This is a genomic window from Bradyrhizobium sp. USDA 4510, from assembly GCF_054059095.1.
In genome coordinates this window covers 730,473-751,746 of sequence record NZ_JBSSBT010000001.1, presented here as the reverse complement: position 1 = coordinate 751,746, position 21,274 = coordinate 730,473, and the positions used below count along the sequence as shown (strand labels likewise).

Annotated in this window: 11 protein-coding genes and 3 pseudogenes; 2 read left to right on the top strand and 12 right to left on the bottom strand. The window is 58.6% G+C overall.

Annotation, left to right across the window (positions count from 1 at the left end; genetic code table 11):
• Positions 1-631 precede the first annotated feature (631 nt).
• Together ACVMDN_RS03375 and ACVMDN_RS03370 are read right to left on the bottom strand one after the other, a co-directional pair.
• Positions 632-3,256: a CehA/McbA family metallohydrolase gene (locus tag ACVMDN_RS03375; RefSeq protein WP_456835681.1), complete on the bottom strand. Its 2,625-nt coding sequence runs from the start codon at positions 3,254-3,256 to the stop codon at positions 632-634.
• 255 nt (positions 3,257-3,511) lie between these two features.
• Positions 3,512-4,318, bottom strand: a complete 807-nt coding sequence (locus tag ACVMDN_RS03370; RefSeq protein WP_456835682.1) for an ABC transporter substrate-binding protein — start codon at positions 4,316-4,318, stop codon at positions 3,512-3,514.
• Positions 4,319-5,468: 1,150 nt separating this feature from the next.
• Between ACVMDN_RS03370 and ACVMDN_RS03365 the strand changes: the two are divergent.
• Positions 5,469-6,409 (top strand): annotated as a pseudogene (locus ACVMDN_RS03365) (IS256 family transposase); the annotation flags it as partial.
• Between the two features lie 144 nt (positions 6,410-6,553).
• Here ACVMDN_RS03365 and ACVMDN_RS03360 read toward each other — a convergent pair.
• The 8 genes and pseudogenes from ACVMDN_RS03360 to ACVMDN_RS03325 form a co-directional block, all read right to left on the bottom strand.
• Positions 6,554-7,735, bottom strand: a complete 1,182-nt coding sequence (locus tag ACVMDN_RS03360) for a M20 metallopeptidase family protein (RefSeq protein ID WP_456835683.1) — start codon at positions 7,733-7,735, stop codon at positions 6,554-6,556.
• 932 nt (positions 7,736-8,667) lie between these two features.
• Positions 8,668-9,408, bottom strand: a complete 741-nt coding sequence (locus tag ACVMDN_RS03355; protein WP_456835911.1) for an SDR family NAD(P)-dependent oxidoreductase — start codon at positions 9,406-9,408, stop codon at positions 8,668-8,670.
• A gap of 142 nt (positions 9,409-9,550) precedes the next feature.
• Positions 9,551-10,723: a M24 family metallopeptidase gene (locus ACVMDN_RS03350; RefSeq protein WP_456835684.1), complete on the bottom strand. Its 1,173-nt coding sequence runs from the start codon at positions 10,721-10,723 to the stop codon at positions 9,551-9,553.
• Between the two features lie 150 nt (positions 10,724-10,873).
• Positions 10,874-12,067, bottom strand: a complete 1,194-nt coding sequence (locus ACVMDN_RS03345) for a CaiB/BaiF CoA transferase family protein (RefSeq protein ID WP_456835685.1) — start codon at positions 12,065-12,067, stop codon at positions 10,874-10,876.
• 468 nt (positions 12,068-12,535) lie between these two features.
• Positions 12,536-13,324, bottom strand: a complete 789-nt coding sequence (locus ACVMDN_RS03340; protein ID WP_456835686.1) for an enoyl-CoA hydratase-related protein — start codon at positions 13,322-13,324, stop codon at positions 12,536-12,538.
• An 11-nt stretch (positions 13,325-13,335) separates the two neighbouring features.
• On the bottom strand, positions 13,336-14,478 hold the full coding sequence (locus ACVMDN_RS03335; RefSeq protein WP_456835687.1) for an acyl-CoA dehydrogenase family protein: 1,143 nt from the start codon (positions 14,476-14,478) through the stop codon (positions 13,336-13,338).
• Between the two features lie 36 nt (positions 14,479-14,514).
• The gene (locus ACVMDN_RS03330) at positions 14,515-15,720 is read right to left on the bottom strand and encodes an acyl-CoA dehydrogenase family protein (protein ID WP_456835688.1); all 1,206 of its coding nucleotides are present in this window, start codon (positions 15,718-15,720) and stop codon (positions 14,515-14,517) included.
• 214 nt (positions 15,721-15,934) lie between these two features.
• A pseudogene (locus tag ACVMDN_RS03325) lies at positions 15,935-16,612 on the bottom strand (IS5 family transposase); the annotation flags it as partial.
• 516 nt (positions 16,613-17,128) lie between these two features.
• Here ACVMDN_RS03325 and ACVMDN_RS03320 point away from each other — a divergent pair.
• Positions 17,129-17,905: a hypothetical protein gene (locus ACVMDN_RS03320; RefSeq protein ID WP_456835689.1), complete on the top strand. Its 777-nt coding sequence runs from the start codon at positions 17,129-17,131 to the stop codon at positions 17,903-17,905.
• A gap of 421 nt (positions 17,906-18,326) precedes the next feature.
• On the opposite strand, the pseudogene ACVMDN_RS03315 reads toward ACVMDN_RS03320, so the two are convergent.
• Both ACVMDN_RS03315 and ACVMDN_RS03310 read right to left on the bottom strand, forming a co-directional pair.
• Positions 18,327-19,356 (bottom strand): annotated as a pseudogene (locus ACVMDN_RS03315) (IS110 family RNA-guided transposase).
• Between the two features lie 406 nt (positions 19,357-19,762).
• Complete coding sequence (locus ACVMDN_RS03310) at positions 19,763-21,157, bottom strand: FAD-dependent oxidoreductase (protein ID WP_456835690.1); 1,395 nt, start codon at positions 21,155-21,157, stop codon at positions 19,763-19,765.
• Positions 21,158-21,274 lie beyond the last annotated feature (117 nt).

The following is a 21,274-nucleotide window of genomic DNA, read 5'->3' as shown; positions in this document are numbered from 1 at the left end:
CGATGCAGCTCAGACTGTCGGCGTGGACGCTATTGCTAGATGCTAGCAACGTCAATCACGGCTTGTTGCTGCCCATCCTGTTGCACAGTCGCAACGAGCAGGACCGTCCGCCGCTCGGACCATCGCAAGGCGTCGTAACGGCTACGCCGAGATTCCAGCGGCCGTCTAGGCCTTGCGTCACTGTTGGATGCCTAATGCTGATTGCTGCGGATGTGGGAGCTCATACCGGTTACGACCGCTCGCGTGCGGGAAATGCGCGAACGCCTGGACTTTCCGGACTACGATCCCGCATCATCCGATCCGACGGAAAAATGATCAGCCTTGCGAAGGCTGCGGCACACTTTGGAATTTGCGTCGGATCAGTAAAGAGTCTGGTGCTAAGGGGCCTCTTGCCGGGCGACACAAGCAATCAAGGGATCGCAATGGTTGCTTCCTGTCGACGCGCTGAGTTCGGAATCCAGCACGTGATCAAACTCAACCGAAACATTACATTGGTTATCAGTACGATGGAATGATCCGCATGGCCAGAATCTGACAGAGGGACGCGCAATGACGCGAGCTGCGCTCGCCTGGCCCGGAACACATAGACAAGCCGTGCCGGTTATGCTGGTCTATTGCTTGTTGTCCCTCGTCAATGTTCACGCTCGATGTGAACCGAATGTACTGGTGTATGCGCGTGATCGGCGCCGAGTTCATGAAGCCGGTGATGCAGGCGATGATGAGCCAACTGCAGAGCCGACCTCAGGCGTGCGTGCCGTGCTTCATCCGACCTTGGTGCCAATGTATCCAGGTAAGCGATCGACCCCTCGATCTGCGCGAGAACCGCCACAGCGTCAGTGGTAGCAAACATCGGCTTGTCGCCGACATACACGCAAACGGCGCTCGTATGTGCAGCGATGTCGCCGTCCCGCTCTAAGATGCTGCCTCGAACGCGAATTGCTATCCAGCAAGTCTCGGTCACCTGCACCCCGACGTGTCCGCGGCACGATAACTTGTCGCAAAGTACTTCATCCACGACCACGCCGCTGCGGATTATTTCGATTCGCTCCGGTGGGACGCTGACCGACTCAACGAGCCAGTCGACAGTCACAGTCCCGCCTGAAGGCGCGAGCTGGAGCTTGGATCCGGGGCGCAGGCCTTCCACAGTCATCGCAATGAGCGGCCCGATAGTGATAAACGTATCTCCACCGCGCACAGCGCCCATCCAGTTCCGATACGTGAATTCTTGATCTCCCAGGTGCGCATACGTGCGAATGCCGCCCAAGAGCGCAGACGGCGTCATCTTGTCGGAACCTGCAACCAATGGGAGATGATAGCCGATATTGAGATAACGATACCATTCCGCGAGGCCGAAAGCGTTGATCTGCTCCCACCGCGGATTCAGAGTCATCATCTCGACCGCATCGATCAATCCAAGGACGATGTCTGCCGCGTACTCGGCCTGCGGTTCGGGTAGGTGCGGCAAAACGACGAGGCCACCTTGCTGACGACAGCGCTCTGCCCACTCGGCTATCGTCGTTTCCTGCGCATCGCCGATCGCGGACTCTGCTGGTCCGCCGGTGCAAAGCGGATCAATGATGGCGCCTTCATACCCGAGCAGCGAGATGTGGCCCAGCACCTGCATACGATTTTCGGTACCCACGCGAACCAAGAACTCCCCATCGCCGCCGAAATCTTTGGCACCTAACGTCGTTCGGCCATCGAAGTCGCCGACATTGCTGAACATTTCCCCCCATTGGGACGAGAGCAGGTTGACGACATTCACTCCTTCTGCCTTGCCCTCCAGCAGCGCGGTTTGTGGACTGAGGAAATGAACGTGCGTATCGGCACTGACCCAACCCCGTTCTCGCCAGTGCAGCACCTTTTCCAACTCGAAGGTTAGTGTCTGCGTTATCGCATTAATTTCGACGACGCGCCGCATCGGGGGCATTTCGAAGCCTCTCGTGATTTCAATGAAGACCGGACCTAGCGGAAGATCCAAGGTACATTCCCCATCTACGTAGGCGTACTGATTCAGGCCGTTTGCAAATTCGGCGTACACATCCTCAAAGCGGCCGGTATTGACCTTGCGCTGGTGCCCCTTTGGCGGAAGATACTCCCCATGCTGGCCGTGGACGTGCAACCTTGCGGGGACGAGCAGACCAGTTGCCTTTTCTATGATCCGCAGCTTCACTGGCCGCGTGGCGGGCTCGATGGCAACCGCATCGAGCGGGACGCACGCGACCGCATGCGAGGCTACCAGAGACCGTACTTCCTGCATATGCAAACTTCCGTCGTCGGAACGCAAGTAAAGTCGTGCATCGGGATGACCTGCGTATTCCACGATGACCTCGTTGTCGGATCGCACCGGCTGGACATCATGCCGATCACCGAGCCAATCGGATCGAGAGTACTCCAGCACGGCGCGGGCCGATATGACGACCCCTAGGTCCATTCCGATCTGGTTTCCGCGATGATCAGTATCGAGTTCTCCCAGCCGGTTGAGGCGAACGCCAGTGGGCAAGCGCATGCGTACCTTGCGGCGCGTTGGAAGGCGCAAGGGATGGTCGTGGAGCATGGTCGTGCTCATCGCGTAAACCAGCGACACCTCGTGTTCCGCTCGCAGCCGAAGGGCAGTGATGGCCTTCTGCGGATGGGGATTGGGAAGCGCATAAAGCCACAGATTCTCTCCACCAGAGTAACGCCACGTGCGCTGCTCGGCATGTCCGAAGCCTAGGATAGGGGCACGTCCTAGCGCTACGTCTTCGTAGTGAGTCGCGTATACGCTTGGCCACGCTGCCGGTACAGCGCCGAACGGGTGAGATCCCCATGAGACATGCGACTGCTGAATCTCAATTCGCCGCCGGATCGGTATATTCGTCTCGCTCCCATCGGCATATTGGAGTGAATAGGTCGAAACCAATTCGCCGACTTCGTTGCCTTGAGCTGGAGTTGTTGTAGGCCCGATTGTGCCAAAGCCGAGGGGTGTCGCCAGCGGGCGATCCGCCACTAAATGGGCGAATATCACGTAAGTGGCGCCAGTCGGCGCGAGAGCAATCTCGGCAGCAGCATTTCCTGGACGCAAGACCAGCACATTCGGGCCCACGTCACTCCCGAAGAGAAACGGTATGCCTCGAAGTGCCTGCAGCCCTCGGAGTTCGTCGCTCGCCATATCGTTGCCCCCTTGCCTGTCGGCTCCCGCCAGCTCCTCCCGGCCGGCATTGTAGTGATGCGTCAGGTCCACGGGATTGAAGTGCGGCGACGAGGGCGTTTTCATCCGATCAGTTCCAGTTCTGATGCGCGAGGATTGAGTCAGACGATCGCATCAGGCTTGCGGCCGAGAGTGCGCGAAACCGCATGCAAACCATCTACCGAGGCTGTTACGAAGGGGCCAGTCAGGACGAGCGCATCGACAGGACATCTCTGCCATTTTGATTCATTCACTCGCCGCAGATACTCTGATCGGCAAAAATGCCTTTGCCCCTTGCAGATCGTCATCCGTTTGCTTCTTATGACGATGAATCTATTCTCGTTAAGGGTTTTCGGGCTCACCATTGATCATGGGCCGTTCGAGAGCACTATCTTCCGCTAGCATCCACTTGTGCATGAGGTTCTTGTACGTGCCATCGGCCATGACCGCTGCCAGTCCTTTCTTGAGTGCCTGTCCGAGCTCCGGGTTGTCTTTCGAGAAACCGAATCCTTGCAAGTCACCCTGGTTTAACCTTGCGACAGTCACGTATCGCTTGTTCTCTTGCTCGTTCTGATACGCCACTGTACCCGCGCCTGTAACAAACGCGTCTACGCGCCCCTGATTTAGCGCCAAGGGCATATCGGACGAGAGGGTCACCTCCACCACCATGACAGCAGGCTTACCGGCTCTGGTGCAATGCTCGTCACTCCATTTCACTACGAGGCCGGGCCAAGCCGTGGCGCGAGATGCAGCCACGCGTGTGCCGCACAGGACGTCTGGATTCGGAGACCGTGCGGCGTTGTCGCGGACCGTGACAAACACAGAGTATTCATTTAGATAATCGACGAAGTTTACGCTCTCGCGGCGTTCAGGGGTGTCAGCCACATCGACTATAACGTCGGCACGCTTCGTGAGGATCGAGCTGAGTAGCTGGCTGAAGCTTGCTTCGCTCCAGTTGACTTTCGCGCCAATCTTTGCAGCGATAGCCTCCAACAGATCGATGTCGAAACCGACGATCTTGTGGGTTATCGGATTCCTGAATTTGAACGGCGGATAGTTGGTGTTCGTTACTGCATTGATGACGGTCTTCGTGGATTGCGCGCAGGCCGCACCTGCGGCGAGTCCGAGCGCGACGGCGAGCGCGCTCATCGCAAGACGAAATCCGCTTCTTAAAGGCATTATCGCTATCTCCTTACGGGTCTTAGCTGTAGATTCATGTCTCAGCACTTGAGGGCCCTTCGATGGTGCTTTCTGGCGCCGTCTTGTGTGGAAACAGGATGAAGCGCTGAGACAGCATGCCTATCGTCAGTAGCTGTCGTTCGATTCTTATTTCGGAGAGCTCGTACAACTTGTGTCCAATGCGACGGTATCCGATCAGCTCGCTATTTATCCACGAAGCATTGTCGCTAATAACTTCCTACTTGTTGATGCAGCGCAGAAACGTGCTCTTTCCCGAGCACAGCTTTCCAATCGCGCAAACACGTCGCCGCGATCGCTTTCCAAATTAGTTCTCTTGAGCGCCTCAAACGTACCGTACGACTTGCGCACGCCGACAGCGACGAACGGGCTTTTGGTATTTCAAACCCGAAAGCAGGCCACCCGAAATCGCACCGCTCACGGAGACTGCGGCCATCAACAAATCCAACTCGGTTACGTGCATCAAATCGAAGTTGCTGGCGACGACTCCCCCTCCTCCCGCTAAGGCTCCGTTCCTTGACTTTTCTGCCTGCTCTTGCGTCTCCAAACAAAAGCATAGAGGCACACCAAAAGGCCGCAGAAATCGACACGGAATGCAGAAATTACGCAAAAAAGCTGGCGTTACGCGGATTTAGGGCGGACGGCCGACATGAGTTGAAATTTCACGTGTACTGCGTGTCTCACGAGCGGCGGCTTAAGCCGACCGCGTTTGGAGGATGTGCTCCAGATGGCAATGCGCAATCTTCGAGCGCGATCAACAAGCCTGCATCAAGCGCACCTCGCAATGGTTCGCGGCAAGGGGGCTCATCCAAAGCGGCACGCCATGGCGATCCACAACCGCCATGATTTTCGGGCCTTTTCCGGGCTTCTCGTAGGCCGAACTCCGCGCCCGCCTTGGACATCGCAAAGGTTTGTCGATGAAACACTCTTCTTCGTCGAGCGCATCCTTCTGTCGCAAAGTTCGTTGGCAATATCGGTCAGCCCTGAAAGCGACGATGCACGGCCTTACAGCTCTGATAGCAACGCGGCAACACGCGCCGTTGCGCGCCCGTGTTCAGAATCCAAAGATCAGTTTCCAGAACCTGCCGCGGTGCAATGCCATCCCACTTACCTCGAGCGGATAAGCATGGAGAAGGCGCTCACCGCCGCGGTGCAGGAAGCCTATGTGCAGGGCGTCTTGACCCGCTCGGTCGACGATCTGGTGCAGGCGATGGGGATGAGCGGCATCTCCAAGAGCCGGATCTCGCGGCTGTGCGCGGAGATCGACGACAAGAAGGCGTTCCTCGCTCGGCCGATCGAGGGCGACTGGCCGTATCTGTGGATCGACGCCACCTACGTGAAAGTGCGCCAGCAGGGGCGCATCGTCTCGGTCGCGGTGATCGTCGCGGTCGGCGTCAACAGCGACGGCCGGCGCGAAGTGCTCGGCATGGACATTGGTCCCTCCGAAGCCGAGACGTTCTGGACGGCGTTCCTGCGCAAGCTCGCCCGCCGCGGCCTGCGCGGCGTCAAGCTGGTCGTTTCCGACGCCCATGAGGCCATCAAGGCGACCGTCAGCAAGGTGCTCAACGCCAGCTGGCAACGCTGCCGCGTGCACTTCATGCGCAACGCGCTCGCCCATGCCGGCAAGAGCGGACGGCGTGTCGTCTCTGCCTTCATCGCCACCGCGTTTGCCCAGGACGATCCGAGACGGCACGCGCGCGATGGCGGAAGGTCGCCGACCAGCTCCGCCCCAAGCTGCCCAAGCTCGCAACCTTCCTGGACGAGGCCGAGACCGATGTGCTCGCCTACATGACGTTCCCGCCGCAACATCGGACCAAGCTGCACTCCACCAACCCGATCGAGCGCCTCAACGGCGAGATCAAGCGGCGGACCGAGGTGGTCGGCATCTTCCCCAACGAAGACGCCATCGTCCGCCTTATCGGTGCGATCCTTCTCGAGCAGAACGATGAATGGGCCGTCCAGCGCGCCCGTTACATGACGCTGGAAACCATCGCGCCGTTGAGCGATGATCCCACCGTCAGCCTTCCGGCAATCGCCAGCTGACCTGTCCGGCCCTTGCCGGTGAACGCGGTGTCCCACCGCCAGTTACCACCACGCTCAGGGACACGATCTCCGATACGGAACATGGTTAGGACCGGCAGCCGCGAGGCGGTTTGCGTCGGCGCGAGGTACCAGCTAGGGCGCCCCTCAGGAATTCAACAAATCGAGGACGTATCGAACTGTGAGCTCCGTCGTCGGGATGATGAGCTCATCGGCGGCTCCGAATGTCGGCGTATGCAGATGCGAATCGTAACCAGGCGCGCGGCTGCCGAACCAGAAATAGATCGACGGCACGCATGCCGAATAGAAGCCGAAATCGTCACTGCCGGCTATCTCCTTCCTGTCCACGAAAGCGTTAGGACCCGCCGCGTCGTGCACAACGTGCTGGAAACGCTTAACCATTTCGGTATCGTTAATGACGGGCGGCTCGCCGGTGCGGATGACGCATTCAGCCTGGCCGCGGTGCATCACGGCAACGCCTTCGGCGACTTCGCGCACACGGCGGGACAGCAGCGCACGACGCTCCGGGCTGCGGGTCCTCATCGTCCCCTCCATAACGACCGATGGGCAGATGATGTTGGTCGCCTCGCCGCCACGAATGGTGCCGACCGTAACGACCGCGCCGTCGTCGGCCGGCATCTCACGCGAGACGACCTTCTGCACCTCGTTGACGAATGCGGCGGCGATAGCGATCGCGTCGACGCCCTTATGCGGCGTCGCGCCATGTGCCATCTTGCCGGTGATGGTCAGCTTAAACCCGTCGGCGGATTTGGTCACTGCGCCTTCGCGTGCGCCAAACATCCCGGCGGGAATCTCGGGACTGACGTGAAAACCGACAGCTCGGTCGAAACCCTCCAAGAGCCTTTTCTCTTCCACTGTGCGCCCGCCGAGCGGCTCCGCCTCCTCGGCCGGCTGAAAGAACACGCGCACCTTGCCGGCAAAATTGTCGCGCAACCGGTGGAAGGCGAGTGCGGTGCCGAGCGCGATCGAACCGTGCATGTCGTGACCGCAGGCGTGCATGACGCCCTCGACCCGGGAGCGATAGGGCAGATCCTCGCGGGCCTCCTGGATTGGGAGAGCATCGATGTCGCCGCGCACTGCGATCGACCGCTTCGGGCCGGATGCGGTGCCTTCGATGTCGACATAGAGGCCGGTGTTGTGGAAGACCTTGGCACCGTTAATGCCAAATTGCTGCAGTATGCCGCGGATCCGCTCCTGCGTTTTCCATTCTGCGTTTGAGAGCTCAGGCTCGCGATGCATGGCATGGCGCAGCTCCATTACCGCGTCGCGCTCGCCATCCGCCAGAAAGCTGTTGCTACGACTAACCATTCGGCTTTGAACCCTTTGATCCGGGCTGCTCGAACCAGCGCCTTCGCATGTACAGTAAGGTTATTCTGTCATGAAGAAGAAAATCGGCCAATTTCTCCGTTTGCTGTTGTACATTCGGCTATTTTGCTACATTCGGTGCAGGACTTTCTCCTGACGGCCGACCTTCAGCACGGCTGTTGCTCCGGCACAATCTCGAACCAGTAACAGCGGCAGATGGGTCGACTATCACAAACGACCCCGGCCTCCGGATATGGTGAACTTCGACGCGCGCGGGCACAAAGCATCTAAAGCGCCGATCGGCCGGGACATTTGAGTAGTATCGGCTCTGGTCCTTTCCGCTGCCTTTTCACTGTTCTCGAAATGCCGGCCCGGGCGCTGGAGCGAGACGCGCGCGACGTCGAAGCCTCCCGCCACCGCTCCAGGAGGGCCCGGGGTTGGACGTAACACCGGGCGGGCACTTGCGTTGGCAGCAATGCGGCGGCCGGCAGCCCGCATTCGAGCTTCAGCACTCCGAGAGTGCCACCTCGCGAAATCACGAACGAAGCATAGCCCGGCCGAACGCCGAACGTGGGGCATGAAACAGTCGAATTCCTGCCGGATCGCTGACGCCAGCTATGCGTCCTCAAGATTATTTCGGAAATTAGCGGTCTATCGAGGAGATTCGACCCAGCTTGTCTTACGCTACGCTACATATACCGGGGCGATCTTCCGCTGCGCCGCACCACGCCGTTCGGCCGCGTCACGTTGCCGATATGAGCTCGCCGGTGCGGGATAGCGCGGATTGGCTCGCGGACGACTGCCGCGAGGAAAGTGCGAGGGACTTAGGTTCGCCGAACTCTGGCGACGGCGCTTCGACGATGGTGGCCCACCATCTTATGGCATCTAGCAGCGCACTCCTCGACAGCTTCACTGAGCACTGCACACTCGAGAAATCAGAGCGGCGCGACGCCGAGGGTAGTGCCGCCGCAGACATACAGGACTTGCCCGGTGACAAAGCCATTGTCAGGCGACAAGAAGAACAGCGCCGCGCGTGCCACGTCCTCGGGCGTGCCAAGGCGATTCACCAAGATGCTATCCACGATGCGTTGCGTCCGCGGCGCGCCTGCAGGGTTACTACTACGGAACAGCTCCGTAGCGATCGGGCCTGGCGCGATTGCGTTCACGGTAATTCCTTCAGCGCCGAGTTCGATGGCGAGCGTACGGGTCATTCCGATGAGGCCTGCCTTCGTAGCCGAATAGACAATACGCTCCGCTTTGCCGAGCGCGGCCCGGGAAGCGATATTGACGATGCGTCCACGGCCGCTCTGGCGAAGGGCGGGCAGCGCGGCCTGGATCAGCAACATTGAGGCGCGCAAGTGCAGCGCGACGGCGTAGTCGAGATCGGCGACAGTCGCCGTATCGATCGTGCCGGGCCGTGTGGCTCCTGCATTGTTCACGAGGGCCGTCACAGCAAATTTTCCTGCGAGCTCGGTGGCGGCGTGACGAACTGCCGCCTCGTCCGTCAAATCCGCCTGCATCGAGACCAGATGAGCGTGCTGCCATTCGGGCAGGCGATAGTCGAGGTTGACGACGCGCCGGCCCTGAGCCAATAGCGCTTCGCACACAGCCCGGCCGATACCGGCGCTACCGCCGGTGACAAGCGTTACTTCGTCATAGAACATTGCTTCAGACACGCTCAAGGATCACTGCGATTTCCTGCCCGAGGCCGATGCACATGTGCAGCGCGCGTAGCACCCGTCCGTGGCGAAAACGTTTCCAGCCGCGCTGCCTCGCCGGCGGGCGCCAAGCGCCGCTTCATTGGAGATCGTCTAAAGCCTAGCCGAGTTCGAAAAGTTTGCGTGGCGTACGCGTCAGAACTTCGGCGCCGGACTCGGTTACACGAAAAGGGTCGCTGAGCATGATGCCGAAGTCTTCATCGATCCAGTTACCCAGATGCAGATGGAAAGTCATGTTCGGCTTCAACACGGTCATGTCGCCCTCTTTGAGACTGGCGGTCTGCTCCGTCCAATCGATCCCGACCGGATAGCCATAACGCGACTCCTTCCTGACGCCATGCTTCTCAACTTCTCGTCTGGCTGCTTCAGCGACCTCACTACAGGTGCGTCCCGCGCGAACAGTGGCCAGGCCGGCCTCAAGTCCGGCGAGTTGCGCTTCATGCACCCGGCGGAGACGGTCCGAGGGCGCGCCGATAGAGAACGTGCGGCTGATGGGAACGGTGTAGTTGTGCCGTACGCCGGCGATCTCAAGGTTGATCTGTGAGCCAGCGCGGAAAGCATCCTCGGTCCAGGAGATGTGGCTTGTTCCCGTACGCGGCGAGGTGTTCATCCAATAGCTGGCAAGGCTCGTTCCTGGCTTGCCATTGATACCGCGCACGAGCGTCCCCAAAATTTCTGCGGCCGCATCTGCTTCCCGCACGCCGGGTCGGATGACCTCGGCGGCCCGCACGATTCCGGCATCCGTAATGGCCGCAGCCTCCTTCATATACGCGATCTCGTAATCCGACTTTTCCATTCGGATCCAGGTTATGACACGCGTGAAATCTTCAATCCTGGCTTTCGGCAGTCGCGCCTTGAACTTTTCCAGTGCATACTGCGGAAGATTTGCGAATTCGAGACCGACCCCTCGGTTTGAGGAACCAGCTTCCAGAACAAAGTCGATCAGCGCGTCGTAGCCGTCGAGTTTGGGATCACCGATGAGTTCTTCCGGATAGCCGATGACCCTCTCGCGCTTCAAGAACGTCTGGTAATGGCCCGCCGGCGCATCCTGTTTACGCAGGATGATCGTCGGCTCCTCCTCACTCATGGATACCACGAGTCCCTGAGGAATATATCCTGATCGTGCCGTGTAGCCCGTAAGATAATTCATGTTGCGGTCGAAGGTCACGACAAGCACATCGACGTCGCGCCGCTTCATTTCAGACTTCACTGCTGCAATTCTGCGCAAGTACTCTGCTCGCGGGAAGGCCTGCGGCCCTTTGTCGATCGCCATTGTCCTAGCTCCTTTGGAATACCACCTCGATCTTTTTGCGTCGAAGTGAGCGATGAACAGAGATAGTATCCGGGCGGCGTGCTTACACGGACAACCGGGCAGGTGTGTGCGACGGATAGAGCGGCGCGGTAAGAGCTCGCATGTGTGCGTTCATGTGCCGATTGCACCTTGCGCGCGCAGGCAATCGATCGTAGCGGCGTCATATCCGAGCTCCGAGAGTACTTGCACTGTATGCTCCCCAAGCTGGGGTGCAGCTTTCGCGCATTCCGTAATCGACTGACCGTCTATGTTGATGGGACTACCGACCACCTTCACCTTCCCGCATTTCTGATGCTCCAGCTCAAGCACGAGCCGGCGAGCGAGAGTATGCGGGTGCTCCAGCGCAGCACCGACGTTCAGAACCGGAGCGTGGGGGATACCGACGGGACCAAGAATCTCGCACCACTCAGCCACGGTCTTCTTGGCTAGCTGCTTGATGACGGCAAACTCGACCTCCTCCCGGCGTGCCACACGGGCTGCGGCTTTCTCCAGTCGCGGATCGGCCGCCAGTTCATGCAAACCCACGGCGTTGCAAAACAAGGGCCAGAAGTGATCACCATAAATCCCGATGGCAATGTAACCGTCTGCCGCGGGGAATGCACCATACGGGCACACTTTGGGGTCGCCCGAGCCCACCGGCGGCAAAATGTCGCCGTCGGCAAAGTAACGACCAGCGAAGTACGTTAGCGTCGAGAGAAGGCAATCGAACATGCTCATGTCGATAATGCAGCCGCGCCCGGAAGTTGAGCGGCCATTAAGCGCTGACGCAATGGCGGCAACAGCATAGACACCCGCAAGAATGTCCCCGATCGGCACACCGGCTCGAACGGGCGGCCGCCCCAGCTCTCCCGTGAGGCTCATGATCCCCGTAATGGCCTGCGCAACGAGATCAAACGCCGGTTGGTCCCGCATGGGTCCACTCTGGCCATACCCGGAGATGGAACAAACGATGAGTCTTGGATTGAGCTCGCGAAGCCGCGCTTGGCCGAATCCAAGCGACTCGAGCGTACCTGGGCGGAAGTTTTCGACCAGTACATCCGCTCGCTGCAGCAGTTGTTCGAGCACCTGCTTGGCCGCATCACACTTGAGATCGAGCGCCACGCCGCGCTTGTTCCGATGGAGGCCGGCAAAGTGGTAGCTCTCCCCGCCACGGAAGGGATCGACCATGTGTCCCATGTCACCGACACCGACCCTCTCTATTTTGATAACGTCCGCCCCTAAGTCGGCCAAAATGGTGGTGCAATAGGGACCGGCCAGTACGTGCGTAAGGTCTACGACGCGAATGCCGCGTAGCGGCTTCTGCATGTGGTCCTTTGCGCTTAGGTCAGCGGATACTTGATCTCTGCTTGGGTTAGCCCCTCGACTGTCGGACATCTGTGATTTATCTGCCATGCTGATCTTCGTTGGCTCCCGGCCTGATGAGGTTACGGATGTGACATTCGCTCTTGATTCAACAAACGGGCGGACGGTTAACACCTGAGTCCGGCGGTTGAGGCCATTCGCTCACTTGCCGCGCGAGAAAATCTCCAAGGCTGGCGCGCACCGCTCCGCAGGAAGCCCCGTCGTTTGCGGGACAATGTGCCGCACGTTGCCGAGATCGGCGATATCGAAGACCGGCGGCGCCCGGTCCGAATTGATCGACTGGGGACGTCACGCTGAGATGGTCTTGCGACAGCTCTGGCCGCAGCACCTTATTCGGCACGTTCTTCACTAGAACGGCGGTCTTCACTGACCTCCCACTCGCGGCCAGCTGCCGGTCACCCACGCAAACTCCTAGCGCCCGGTCCATCGAGGCTTCCGCTTTTCGGCAAAGGCCCGCGTCCCTTCAACCTGGTCAACCGATGCACGTAGCACTTCCACCAGCTGGTGATCTTCTTTCATCGCCCTATTCACCGGTAAAGTTTCGCCGGCAAGAACCGATCGTTTGGTTACTTGCACCGCGACTGGCGAACACTCGAGAATCTCCGCCGCCCAGCGTTCGGCGGTGGCCATAAGGTCAGCGAGCGGCACGACCTCATTTACGAGGCCGATGCGATGGGCCTCCGCAGCCGAGATGAGCTTACCCGTCATGAGGAGGCCCATGGCGATCTTATGTGGAACCTGCCGGGCAAGCCTATGAGTGCCGCCGCCCCCCGCGAAGCGCCCGACACGTGGCTCGGGAAGTCCGAGACGTGCGTGCTCGGCGGCAATAATGATGTCGCACGCAAGCGCGATCTCCAAACCTCCGCCAACCGCAAACCCGTTAACGGCCGCAATGATCGGCTTCATGCAGTCGAAGTCATTGCAGATTCCTCCGAAAGGCGGTGGCTCAAGGACCTCTTCCTCGCCGCCATCCCTAATCCGGGCCGCAGCTGCTTTCAGATCATTGCCCGCTGAAAATGCCCGATCGCCAGCTCCGGTGAGAATCGCCACCCAGAGGTCGCGATCGTCGCGGAAATCGTTCCAGATCTCCTTGAGCTCCAGGTGCGCCTTCAGATGAAGAGCGTTCATCACCTCCGGCCGGTTGATTGTGACCACCGCGAGATGGCCGCGCTTCTCGTACTTCGCGAACTGGTAGCTCATGCTCTCTTCTTTCACTCCCGTCCGGGCTCGAGTGCCAGAACGGACGCGATCCGGCGAATTTGCGTGTCCCAGGCGCCGTCACGGTGTTCCATTGCCTTCGCGCGCTCCGACCAGAGATGCAGATCAAACTCACGCATGAAGCCCATGCCCCCGTGCAACTGATGGGCGGTCAGAGTCGTGAACTTGTACGCCTCGTTAGCTTTCAGCTTGGCGATAGCCGTTTCCCGCTCTGCGATCCGCCCCTTACCCACAAGCGATACTGCCTGATATGCAGCAAGCCGAGCACCTTCGACGGCGATATGCATATTGGCAATGTGGTGCTGTGCGGCCTGAAAACTTGCGATGGGCCGGCCAAACTGATGGCGATCCTGCAGATACGCAACGGTCCGTTCGATGACCGCCTGCGCTCCACCAACCATGTCCATGCAATGAAGCGAAGTTGTAGCGTTGGCGATCCAGCGCAGATCATCCGCCTTTATGCCACCTTCTGGTCCACAGAACACATGCGCGCCATCTAGCTGCACTCCATCCAGATCAACGCGACATTGGTTATCTCGGGCGAAAGTGGACCTTCGTTGCGCCTTAATGGCCGTCCTTGGCACGAGTACGGCAATATGAGAACTCACTGAATCGGCACCGCTGACCCGAGCGGTCGTCAAAAGCATGTCGACGGCGTCGGCATTGGGCACGAAGTCAAGCGACCCGGCAAGCGTCCAGTGCGAACCCTGCAGGTCCGCATGGAGAGACGGAGTTGTGTTGGACCCGTCGCCGGGGTCCGCCAGCGCAATCGTTCCAAGGAGCTCTCCGGCGGCAGCCTTGGACAACCACCGAGATGCCTTGGCCGGAGACGCGAGACGAGAGAGCGCAAGCCCGAATTCGATCGTGCTGTGCACGAGTGTCGGACAGAGCGCACGCCCCCCCTCTTCATAGACAAGCCCCAGATCGAAGAGCATGGCATTCTGCCCGCCGACCTCCTCAGGAAGCACCAAGCCGAATACACCGGTCTGGGCGAGATGCGCCCAAAGTGAGGCCGGCTTCGCATCGACGCCGGGATTCTGCAGCTGCCGGATCAGGGACGGCGGGCATTCGTGGGCGAAGAGGCTCCGGATCGAGCGGACGATCTCTTTCTGTTCGTCAGAAAGCGAAACTTTCATACATCAAACCTTCGAAGTAATACAGGACACAGCACATCAGCCTCGCTTCGATCTCCCATAGGAGGGCATTCCATATCCGCGCTGCGCGATGATGTCCCGCATCACCTCGTTAGTGCCCCCACCGAAACGATTCATTGGCGCAGTCCTGTAGAGGCGCTCCATGGCTCCGCGGCCGGGTGCATCGGGGTCTCGCCAGCTGAGCTGCCCATACATGCCGAAGATCTGCATTCCAAAGTCGGCCAACTTCGCACGCAATTCGCTGCTGTAAATCTTCTGAGCGGTCAAAGTGGTCGTCGGGATGTCACCATCTTCCAGCAAGGATGCCCCGTACACACCATAAAGCTGAACAACTTCGACATCAGCGTCGAGCTCGGCGAGGCGCTGCCGCACTTCGGGTCGATCGATAAGACGCCCACCCCCGATTCGGGTCACGCGACAGATCTCGACCAACTCGTCGAATTCTCGCTGGAAGTCGCCCGTATCCGCAAGACCACCACGCTCGAGGTCGAGCGCCGCCATGATATAGCGCCAGCCCTTATTGATTTCGCCAATTAGATTGCCACGCGGAACCCGAACGTCAGTAAAAAATGTCTGGTTAGTTCGATAGTCGCTCCATGAGGTCAGCGCCTGCACCTCGATCCCTTTCGAGGCCATAGGGACCAAGATCACGGAAATGCCCTCGCGCATCGGCGCCCCCGGGTCCGTACGCACCAGAAGCCACTCATGGGTGGCGCCATGCGCGGCACTATTCCAGATCTTTGATCCGTTGATGATCCACTCGTCACCAACGAGTTCGGCTCGCGTCCTCAGACTCGCCAGATCCGTGCCCGCGTCGGGCTCCGAGTACCCCAATGCAACAAGGATCTCCCCGCGAGCTATTGCCGGCAAAAACTCCCGCTTGTTCTGCTCGGTACCGAAACGCATAATCATCGGCGCGACGGACGTCACCGTCATATCGTAAGCCGTGTGCGGGTTGATCTTGGCGTAGTCGAGCTCCTTGACCAGGATATACTGCTCTATCAACCCCTTTCCCATTCCACCGTATTCCTTCGGCCAAGTCAGGCCATGCCACCCCCTCTCGCCGATCTTCCTGCGGAATGCGCGGGCCTCGGGCCCAAATCGCAACATACCTTCCACCGAAGAGTCGCGCTCGCGGATCAGCTCGGGGGTGACGTTCTCGCTAAGAAAGGCCCGGACTTCATCGCGCCACTGGCGTTGAGCATCGGTCAGTTCGAAATCCAAGACTTGCCATCCTCTCAAAGAGAAATCTCAATTCTGAAGTTTAGAGTAAAGTCGCGACCAAAAGCCCTCAAAGGGATCGCAGAATTGAAGGAATCCTGCAAAATCAAGGCGCAGGCTGCCTGACTTATGCATCGAGGTTACAGGCCAGTTAGGTCATAGGCTGGTATCGGCATCGACGTATCACCCGGCCACTCCTCCTGCCTGGCTTACAATCTTTTATCGCCACACGACGACATTGTTTGATCTTGTTGAAGAACCGTTCGGCCTGGTTGCGAGCGCGATAAAGGTACGGGCTGAAGCAGATTGGATTGCTGCGGTTGCTTTTCGGCGGGATGTTGGCCCACGCGCCCGTCTTCACAGCAAGCTCCCTGATCCAGTCGGCATCATAGCCACGGTCGGCAAGCAGCATTGAGCCGGGCTTCAGGCGAGAGAGCAGTTTTCCGGCAAGTCGAACGTCGTGGGCCTCGCCGGGGCGCTCAAGGCCAACCGTACGGGCAAACCATTGCTATCGGCCACTGCATGGATTTTACTCGTCAAGCCGCCGCGTGACCTTCGCATCGATTGGCGTCGATTCCTAGTGATGCAGGCTCCATGGTTGATGCACGCGAACAATCGAGGTGTTGATCATTTGGACAGCGGCATCGCGGGCCGCAGCAAGTGCGTTTATGATGCGGCCCCAGACACCAGCCCGCCGCCAACGGACAAAACGGTTGTAGCATGTGGTGTACGGACCAAACATCTCTGGCAGATCACGCCAAGGTGCTCCAGAGCGCAAGACCCAGAAGATTCCATTGAGGACACGACGGTCGTTAACCCGAGGAACGCCACGCGGCTTGTTCGGCAGCATGGGCTTCATGGCAATCCATTCATAATCGGCGAGTTCGCAGCGCATGATTCGAGCCCCAGTTTGGAAGCTTGAATCACAGGGGTCTGGCCAGACGCAATGCTTCCAAGGAGGCCCCGGTTGCACGCTTACGAAGTAGAAGTAGACATCAGCCAGCCGACAATCTCCGCTGAAACCGTCGAAAATGCCCCTTAGGGGACTTTGAACTAGGCCTCGCGGTCCGGTCGCGGCGCGAGAACTGTGGTGGCCTTACCAGGCTGAACGAGCAGCCTGTTTCTGAAAGCGCAGCTTGACAGAAGCTCCCTTCCGATCTTGGAATCGAACTTCCCTAGGACTGCATTCTAGGTTGTGGCACCGCCGGAGGACATCAATCAAGATTGGGTACTCGCGATGGGATACTACGTAGAAGTATACACTGACCGCGAAGCACAATTGCATAATGGGTTCTGGGATTTCGATAGAGACACGGCACGATTTCTCGGTTCGAACCTAGTTCTGTCCGATGATATAATGACCTTTACACCAAGTTCCCTCTCTGTGCATCAGGCAGATCCAGGGGAGACCATGGTTGGTACGCTGGAAAAGGCGAAACCTAGGTCAACATTTCATCAGTTGTCCCTCGGTCCAGGCGAATACTATCCGTGCATGGCGCGGCCCAGGACGACGGCTGAAGACGCAAGTCCTGGCTTCAATCCGGACAAGACCGGCGTAGTTCGCAATGCACGCGCCACGGGGATGGGACAGTTGCACGCGCTTACAGAACAGCTTGAGCACATTTGCAGAGTCGTTCATCCTCAAGACCTCAATTTGCAAGCTTTTGGGCACGAAATCCGGAACGTGCTCATTTTAGCGTGTACAGAGGTCGAGGCGCATTGGAAGACGATACTGTCGGCTAACGGTGTGCAAGGCAGAAGTACAAACGATTACTTCATGCTCTCTGAAGCGATGAAATTACAGGAATATCAGGTTGAGTTTGACTATTACCCTTGGCTCCCGCCGGTGAAACCGTTCGAACGATGGAGCCGGAACTATCCAACTCAGAGCTTGGTATGGTACGCGGCATACAACGATGTAAAACACGATCGCGAATCTAATTTCGCAAAGGCGGCTCTTTTACGTGCATTTCAAGCTGTATCTGGTTGCTTTGTTATGCTTTGCGCTCAGCACGGGGCGGATTTTGTGTCAAAGGGCGATGCCGGCACGCGTGCATTCTTGCGGCTGACTGGCTCACCAAGATGGCCTCCCTCGGACATCTACGTTCCGGCCCTGGGTCGCGAACTAAAGCCGATCATGTACCCATTCGGGAGATCTTCTTACCATCTCGTAAGCTTGCCCGAATAAGATCGCCGATGAGGCCGCCTCAGTTGGCGCCTCCTTCATTTCGCGAATGTCTCCTGTTGGCCATCGCGACATACTGCGCTGTCGCGGGAATTTCGTCGCTATAGGAGCAAAGCGGACGTAGTCACCGGTCACATGACGCCGCCGGGTTTATAGGTACACGGCCTTCTGTAATGGGCCCGATGATGTCCAGCCTCCCGGGTAAACGTCACGCCGCCGAGCTCATGCTTCTGTCCGTGGTCAACGCCTGGCCGCCACATCATGCTGTCAGAGCGAGCGGTGAGCCGATCTAGATACGCGTGGTTCGTCAGATGACGGCGACTGGCCGTGTAACGGCTTCACCGGATCCACCGTCCCGGCGACGGGACTTCGGGCACTGGGATTCTGTTCAGCCCGGTTGCGTTCTTGATCTCCTCGACGTGTTCTATGCTGTGATTGTGGCCGCTTCAGCCCATCGATAAGTTGTACCGTCGACCCGGGTCCGATGCAGGATTACTGCGAGCTTGCGGTGCCAGGGCGACTTTTGCGCGCTTCGAGCCTCGGCGCTTGGTGACGTCCATCCCCCAAGCGCTTAAGTTTTGAGAACCGCGTAATGCGCGATAACAGAACGTTGGCAGCCTCGTACAGCACCGTGCGCACCGTCTCATCGCCGGCCAACGTGATCCCGCCCGTGACGTCCCTTTCTCCCGATTGGTATTTCTTTGGCGTGAGCCCGAACAGCGCGCCTGCCGCCTTCGATTTTACGATGCGATAAGGGTCATCAATTGCCGATTTGTAGGTGATAGCCACCAGGGACCCACGCCCGGTACCGTCATAAGCCGGCGACAGACTGCATCGTCACGCACAACTGCCAGCACAGCCTTGTGTAACCTTCCGTACTCTGCCTTCAAGGCCGATCGTGCCGAAAGCATCGCCGCGGCAATACGCTCCAATGTCGCCTGACCCGCAACTAACTTTCGGATCCGCGCTTCGAACTTCTTCCGCGTCACCGGGCCAACCTTCAGCCCAAAGCCACGCAAAAATCCCGCGGATACTCAACTCCACGTCGATCAGCCGCCCGAGAAGCTGTTTGCGTCCGATCAGGAGGGCCCGGATCTCCTGCGCATCGACCGATTTTGCGGTACCGGCCGGAGCCATCCCATCCGGCTGGGCGATCCCGCGCGCATCCTTGCGATCAGTCTTCCCCGTCATCGCAGACAATGCGGCCTTCACATGCCGCGTTTCGAGCAGAACCGTCTCGAACCCTGCTCTTTTCAGCCCCGCATGCAGCCATTGCGACTGCGGCTCAGCCTCCAACTCGATCCGCTCCACTGCAAAGCCAAGCGTCTCGACAAATTCAACCAAGGCGTCGAGTTCGCTCGCGACCGTCGCTTCCTTCAGGATTTTACCTTGGCATCCACAACGCATACGCTCGACAGTTCCAACGACACGTCAATTCCGGCATAGTTCTCCACGGCTGTCCTCCGTCTCCAGATGCTTGGGGCCGACCCAGGTCGTGACCCCCGTTTCAGGAGACAACCACCATCATTACCCCTTGCTCCGAGCAGGGCCCATTACGGCATCTAGGAAAACGGCGGGAAGCAGGGTCATTAGGCGAGCAAAAGTGCCAGACTTACTATGCGGCGATTGAGCAGAGACTTCACGTTGAGCGTCCATAGCGCGTACGGACCTACTGAACTTAAAGCCGCATTGCACGAAGTCTAAAGAATCCGCTGATGGAGTGCCAGGAATTAGTTCGCGCGGATCGGCAACCATCCGAAGACCCTGATTGCGTTGAGTCAGGAGACGATGGCAGGCAGGTCGACGAACGTTCTGAGGACAACTAGAGTTATCATCTTTTCTTTGTTCGCAAATGCAGTGTCAGTTACGCTTGGAGGGCACATAACCGACTGGAGCAAGGTTCGCGATCGCAAGAGTAAAGGGATCGGGGCGCCGCGCACGATCTTCCAACCGCTCTTTACGTCGCAAAGCTTCACGCACAAGAATGGAGCCGGCATAACGGAAAGGCTCTATCGGAAATCTCTCCACATCGTCACGGATCAATCCGCACCCGGACCACTCATTCACCTCGTCGAGAGCAAGCGAGGCGAGTATCCTTCCACCCAAGACGGTTGGTCCCACGCCTTGACCGGAAAAGCCGATGCCGAAAAATATGCTCGGGTGATCGTCCAGACGACCGAAGATGGGAAGTCCATCCACGGACCTATCAACCGGGCCGGCCCAAGACGATTCGATATCCATATCATCGAGCATCGGGTAAATCTTGCGAAAGCTTTGCTCCACTTCCCGGACCCTGGACGATGGCCCTTCATAGTGATCGGCTACCTGCCCGGCAAACGCAAAATGCCCCAGTGATTTCCCGAAAACGATACGCCCATCAGGCGTATTCCGGTAATAGTTTAGGAACATGCGGGAATCACATATGGCCACGCCATTTGCAAAACCGATTTCGTTCAGCTTGTCGGGCCTGGGCGTCGTCGCGATCATGTCGCTGGAGACGATCGCTACCTTACGCCGCAAATAGGGGAATTGGGCTCCCCAAGCGTTCATAGCCAAGACCACCTTCTTACTCGTAATCGAGCCATTGCGCGTTATTACTTTAGGCGCCCCCGTCGTCCGCTCCAGGCGGATCATTGGCGACTGCTCATAGATCGTCACGCCCAGCTTTTGGGCGTGACTTCGGAGACCGAGGGCTAGGATGGCGGGCTGCACCGTGGCGGCATCTGCTTCGAAAACGCCAGCCAGATTACGATCGGTGCCGCCCAAGCGCGCTACATCCCGCTGGTTGAGGACCTCAAAGGGCTTCACATCATGCTTGCCCAACTCGTCGATCAAGATATTCCAGCAGCCGATTTGCGGCTCGGAGGTTGCGGTCCACAGCCACCCGTCCGCCCGGAACTCCGCGTCTATGCCATTCTCGTGGCAGAACGCGCCGATTTCCAGTATCGCTTCCGCCGACCTTTTTGCAATCCGGGTGGCTTCATCGGCACCGCAGAGCTTGTGCAACGAAAGATATTTGGCCCAGTAAGTAGTGACGAATCCGCCATTGCGCCCGCTTGCGCCCGTCCCGCACAAATCCCTTTCCACAACCGCGACTTTGAGCGAGGGCAAACATTCTTTGATGCGGATTGCTGTCCATAAGCCTAGATAACCGCCGCCGACGATCGTCACGTCGGCCGTGACGTGCGCCGACAAGGACTGCGCCCGGGGCTCACCAAGACGGTCGAATGCCTGCTTTAACCAGAAATTGTCCACCGCGGACCTGCAGAAAATTACGCGCGCACCAAAATAGTGCTATCTAATGCACATTTAATTCGCAGTTTTCTGCGTTCCGATGATTCTCTGTGTCGTTTGCGGTTGTTGCGGTGAAAT

What these genes read in the sequence shown, in the direction of transcription:
- ACVMDN_RS03375 (WP_456835681.1), bottom strand. Translation starts at nt 3,256, where the DNA reads ATGAAAACGCCCTCGTCGCCGCACTTCAATCCCGTGGACCTGACGCAT.
- ACVMDN_RS03370 (WP_456835682.1), bottom strand. Translation starts at nt 4,318, where the DNA reads ATGAGCGCGCTCGCCGTCGCGCTCGGACTCGCCGCAGGTGCGGCCTGC.
- ACVMDN_RS03360 (WP_456835683.1), bottom strand. Translation starts at nt 7,735, where the DNA reads ATGGTTAGTCGTAGCAACAGCTTTCTGGCGGATGGCGAGCGCGACGCG.
- ACVMDN_RS03350 (WP_456835684.1), bottom strand. Translation starts at nt 10,723, where the DNA reads ATGGCGATCGACAAAGGGCCGCAGGCCTTCCCGCGAGCAGAGTACTTG.
- ACVMDN_RS03345 (WP_456835685.1), bottom strand. Translation starts at nt 12,067, where the DNA reads ATGCAGAAGCCGCTACGCGGCATTCGCGTCGTAGACCTTACGCACGTA.
- ACVMDN_RS03340 (WP_456835686.1), bottom strand. Translation starts at nt 13,324, where the DNA reads ATGAGCTACCAGTTCGCGAAGTACGAGAAGCGCGGCCATCTCGCGGTG.
- ACVMDN_RS03335 (WP_456835687.1), bottom strand. Translation starts at nt 14,478, where the DNA reads ATGAAAGTTTCGCTTTCTGACGAACAGAAAGAGATCGTCCGCTCGATC.
- ACVMDN_RS03320 (WP_456835689.1), top strand. Translation starts at nt 17,129, where the DNA reads ATGGTTGGTACGCTGGAAAAGGCGAAACCTAGGTCAACATTTCATCAG.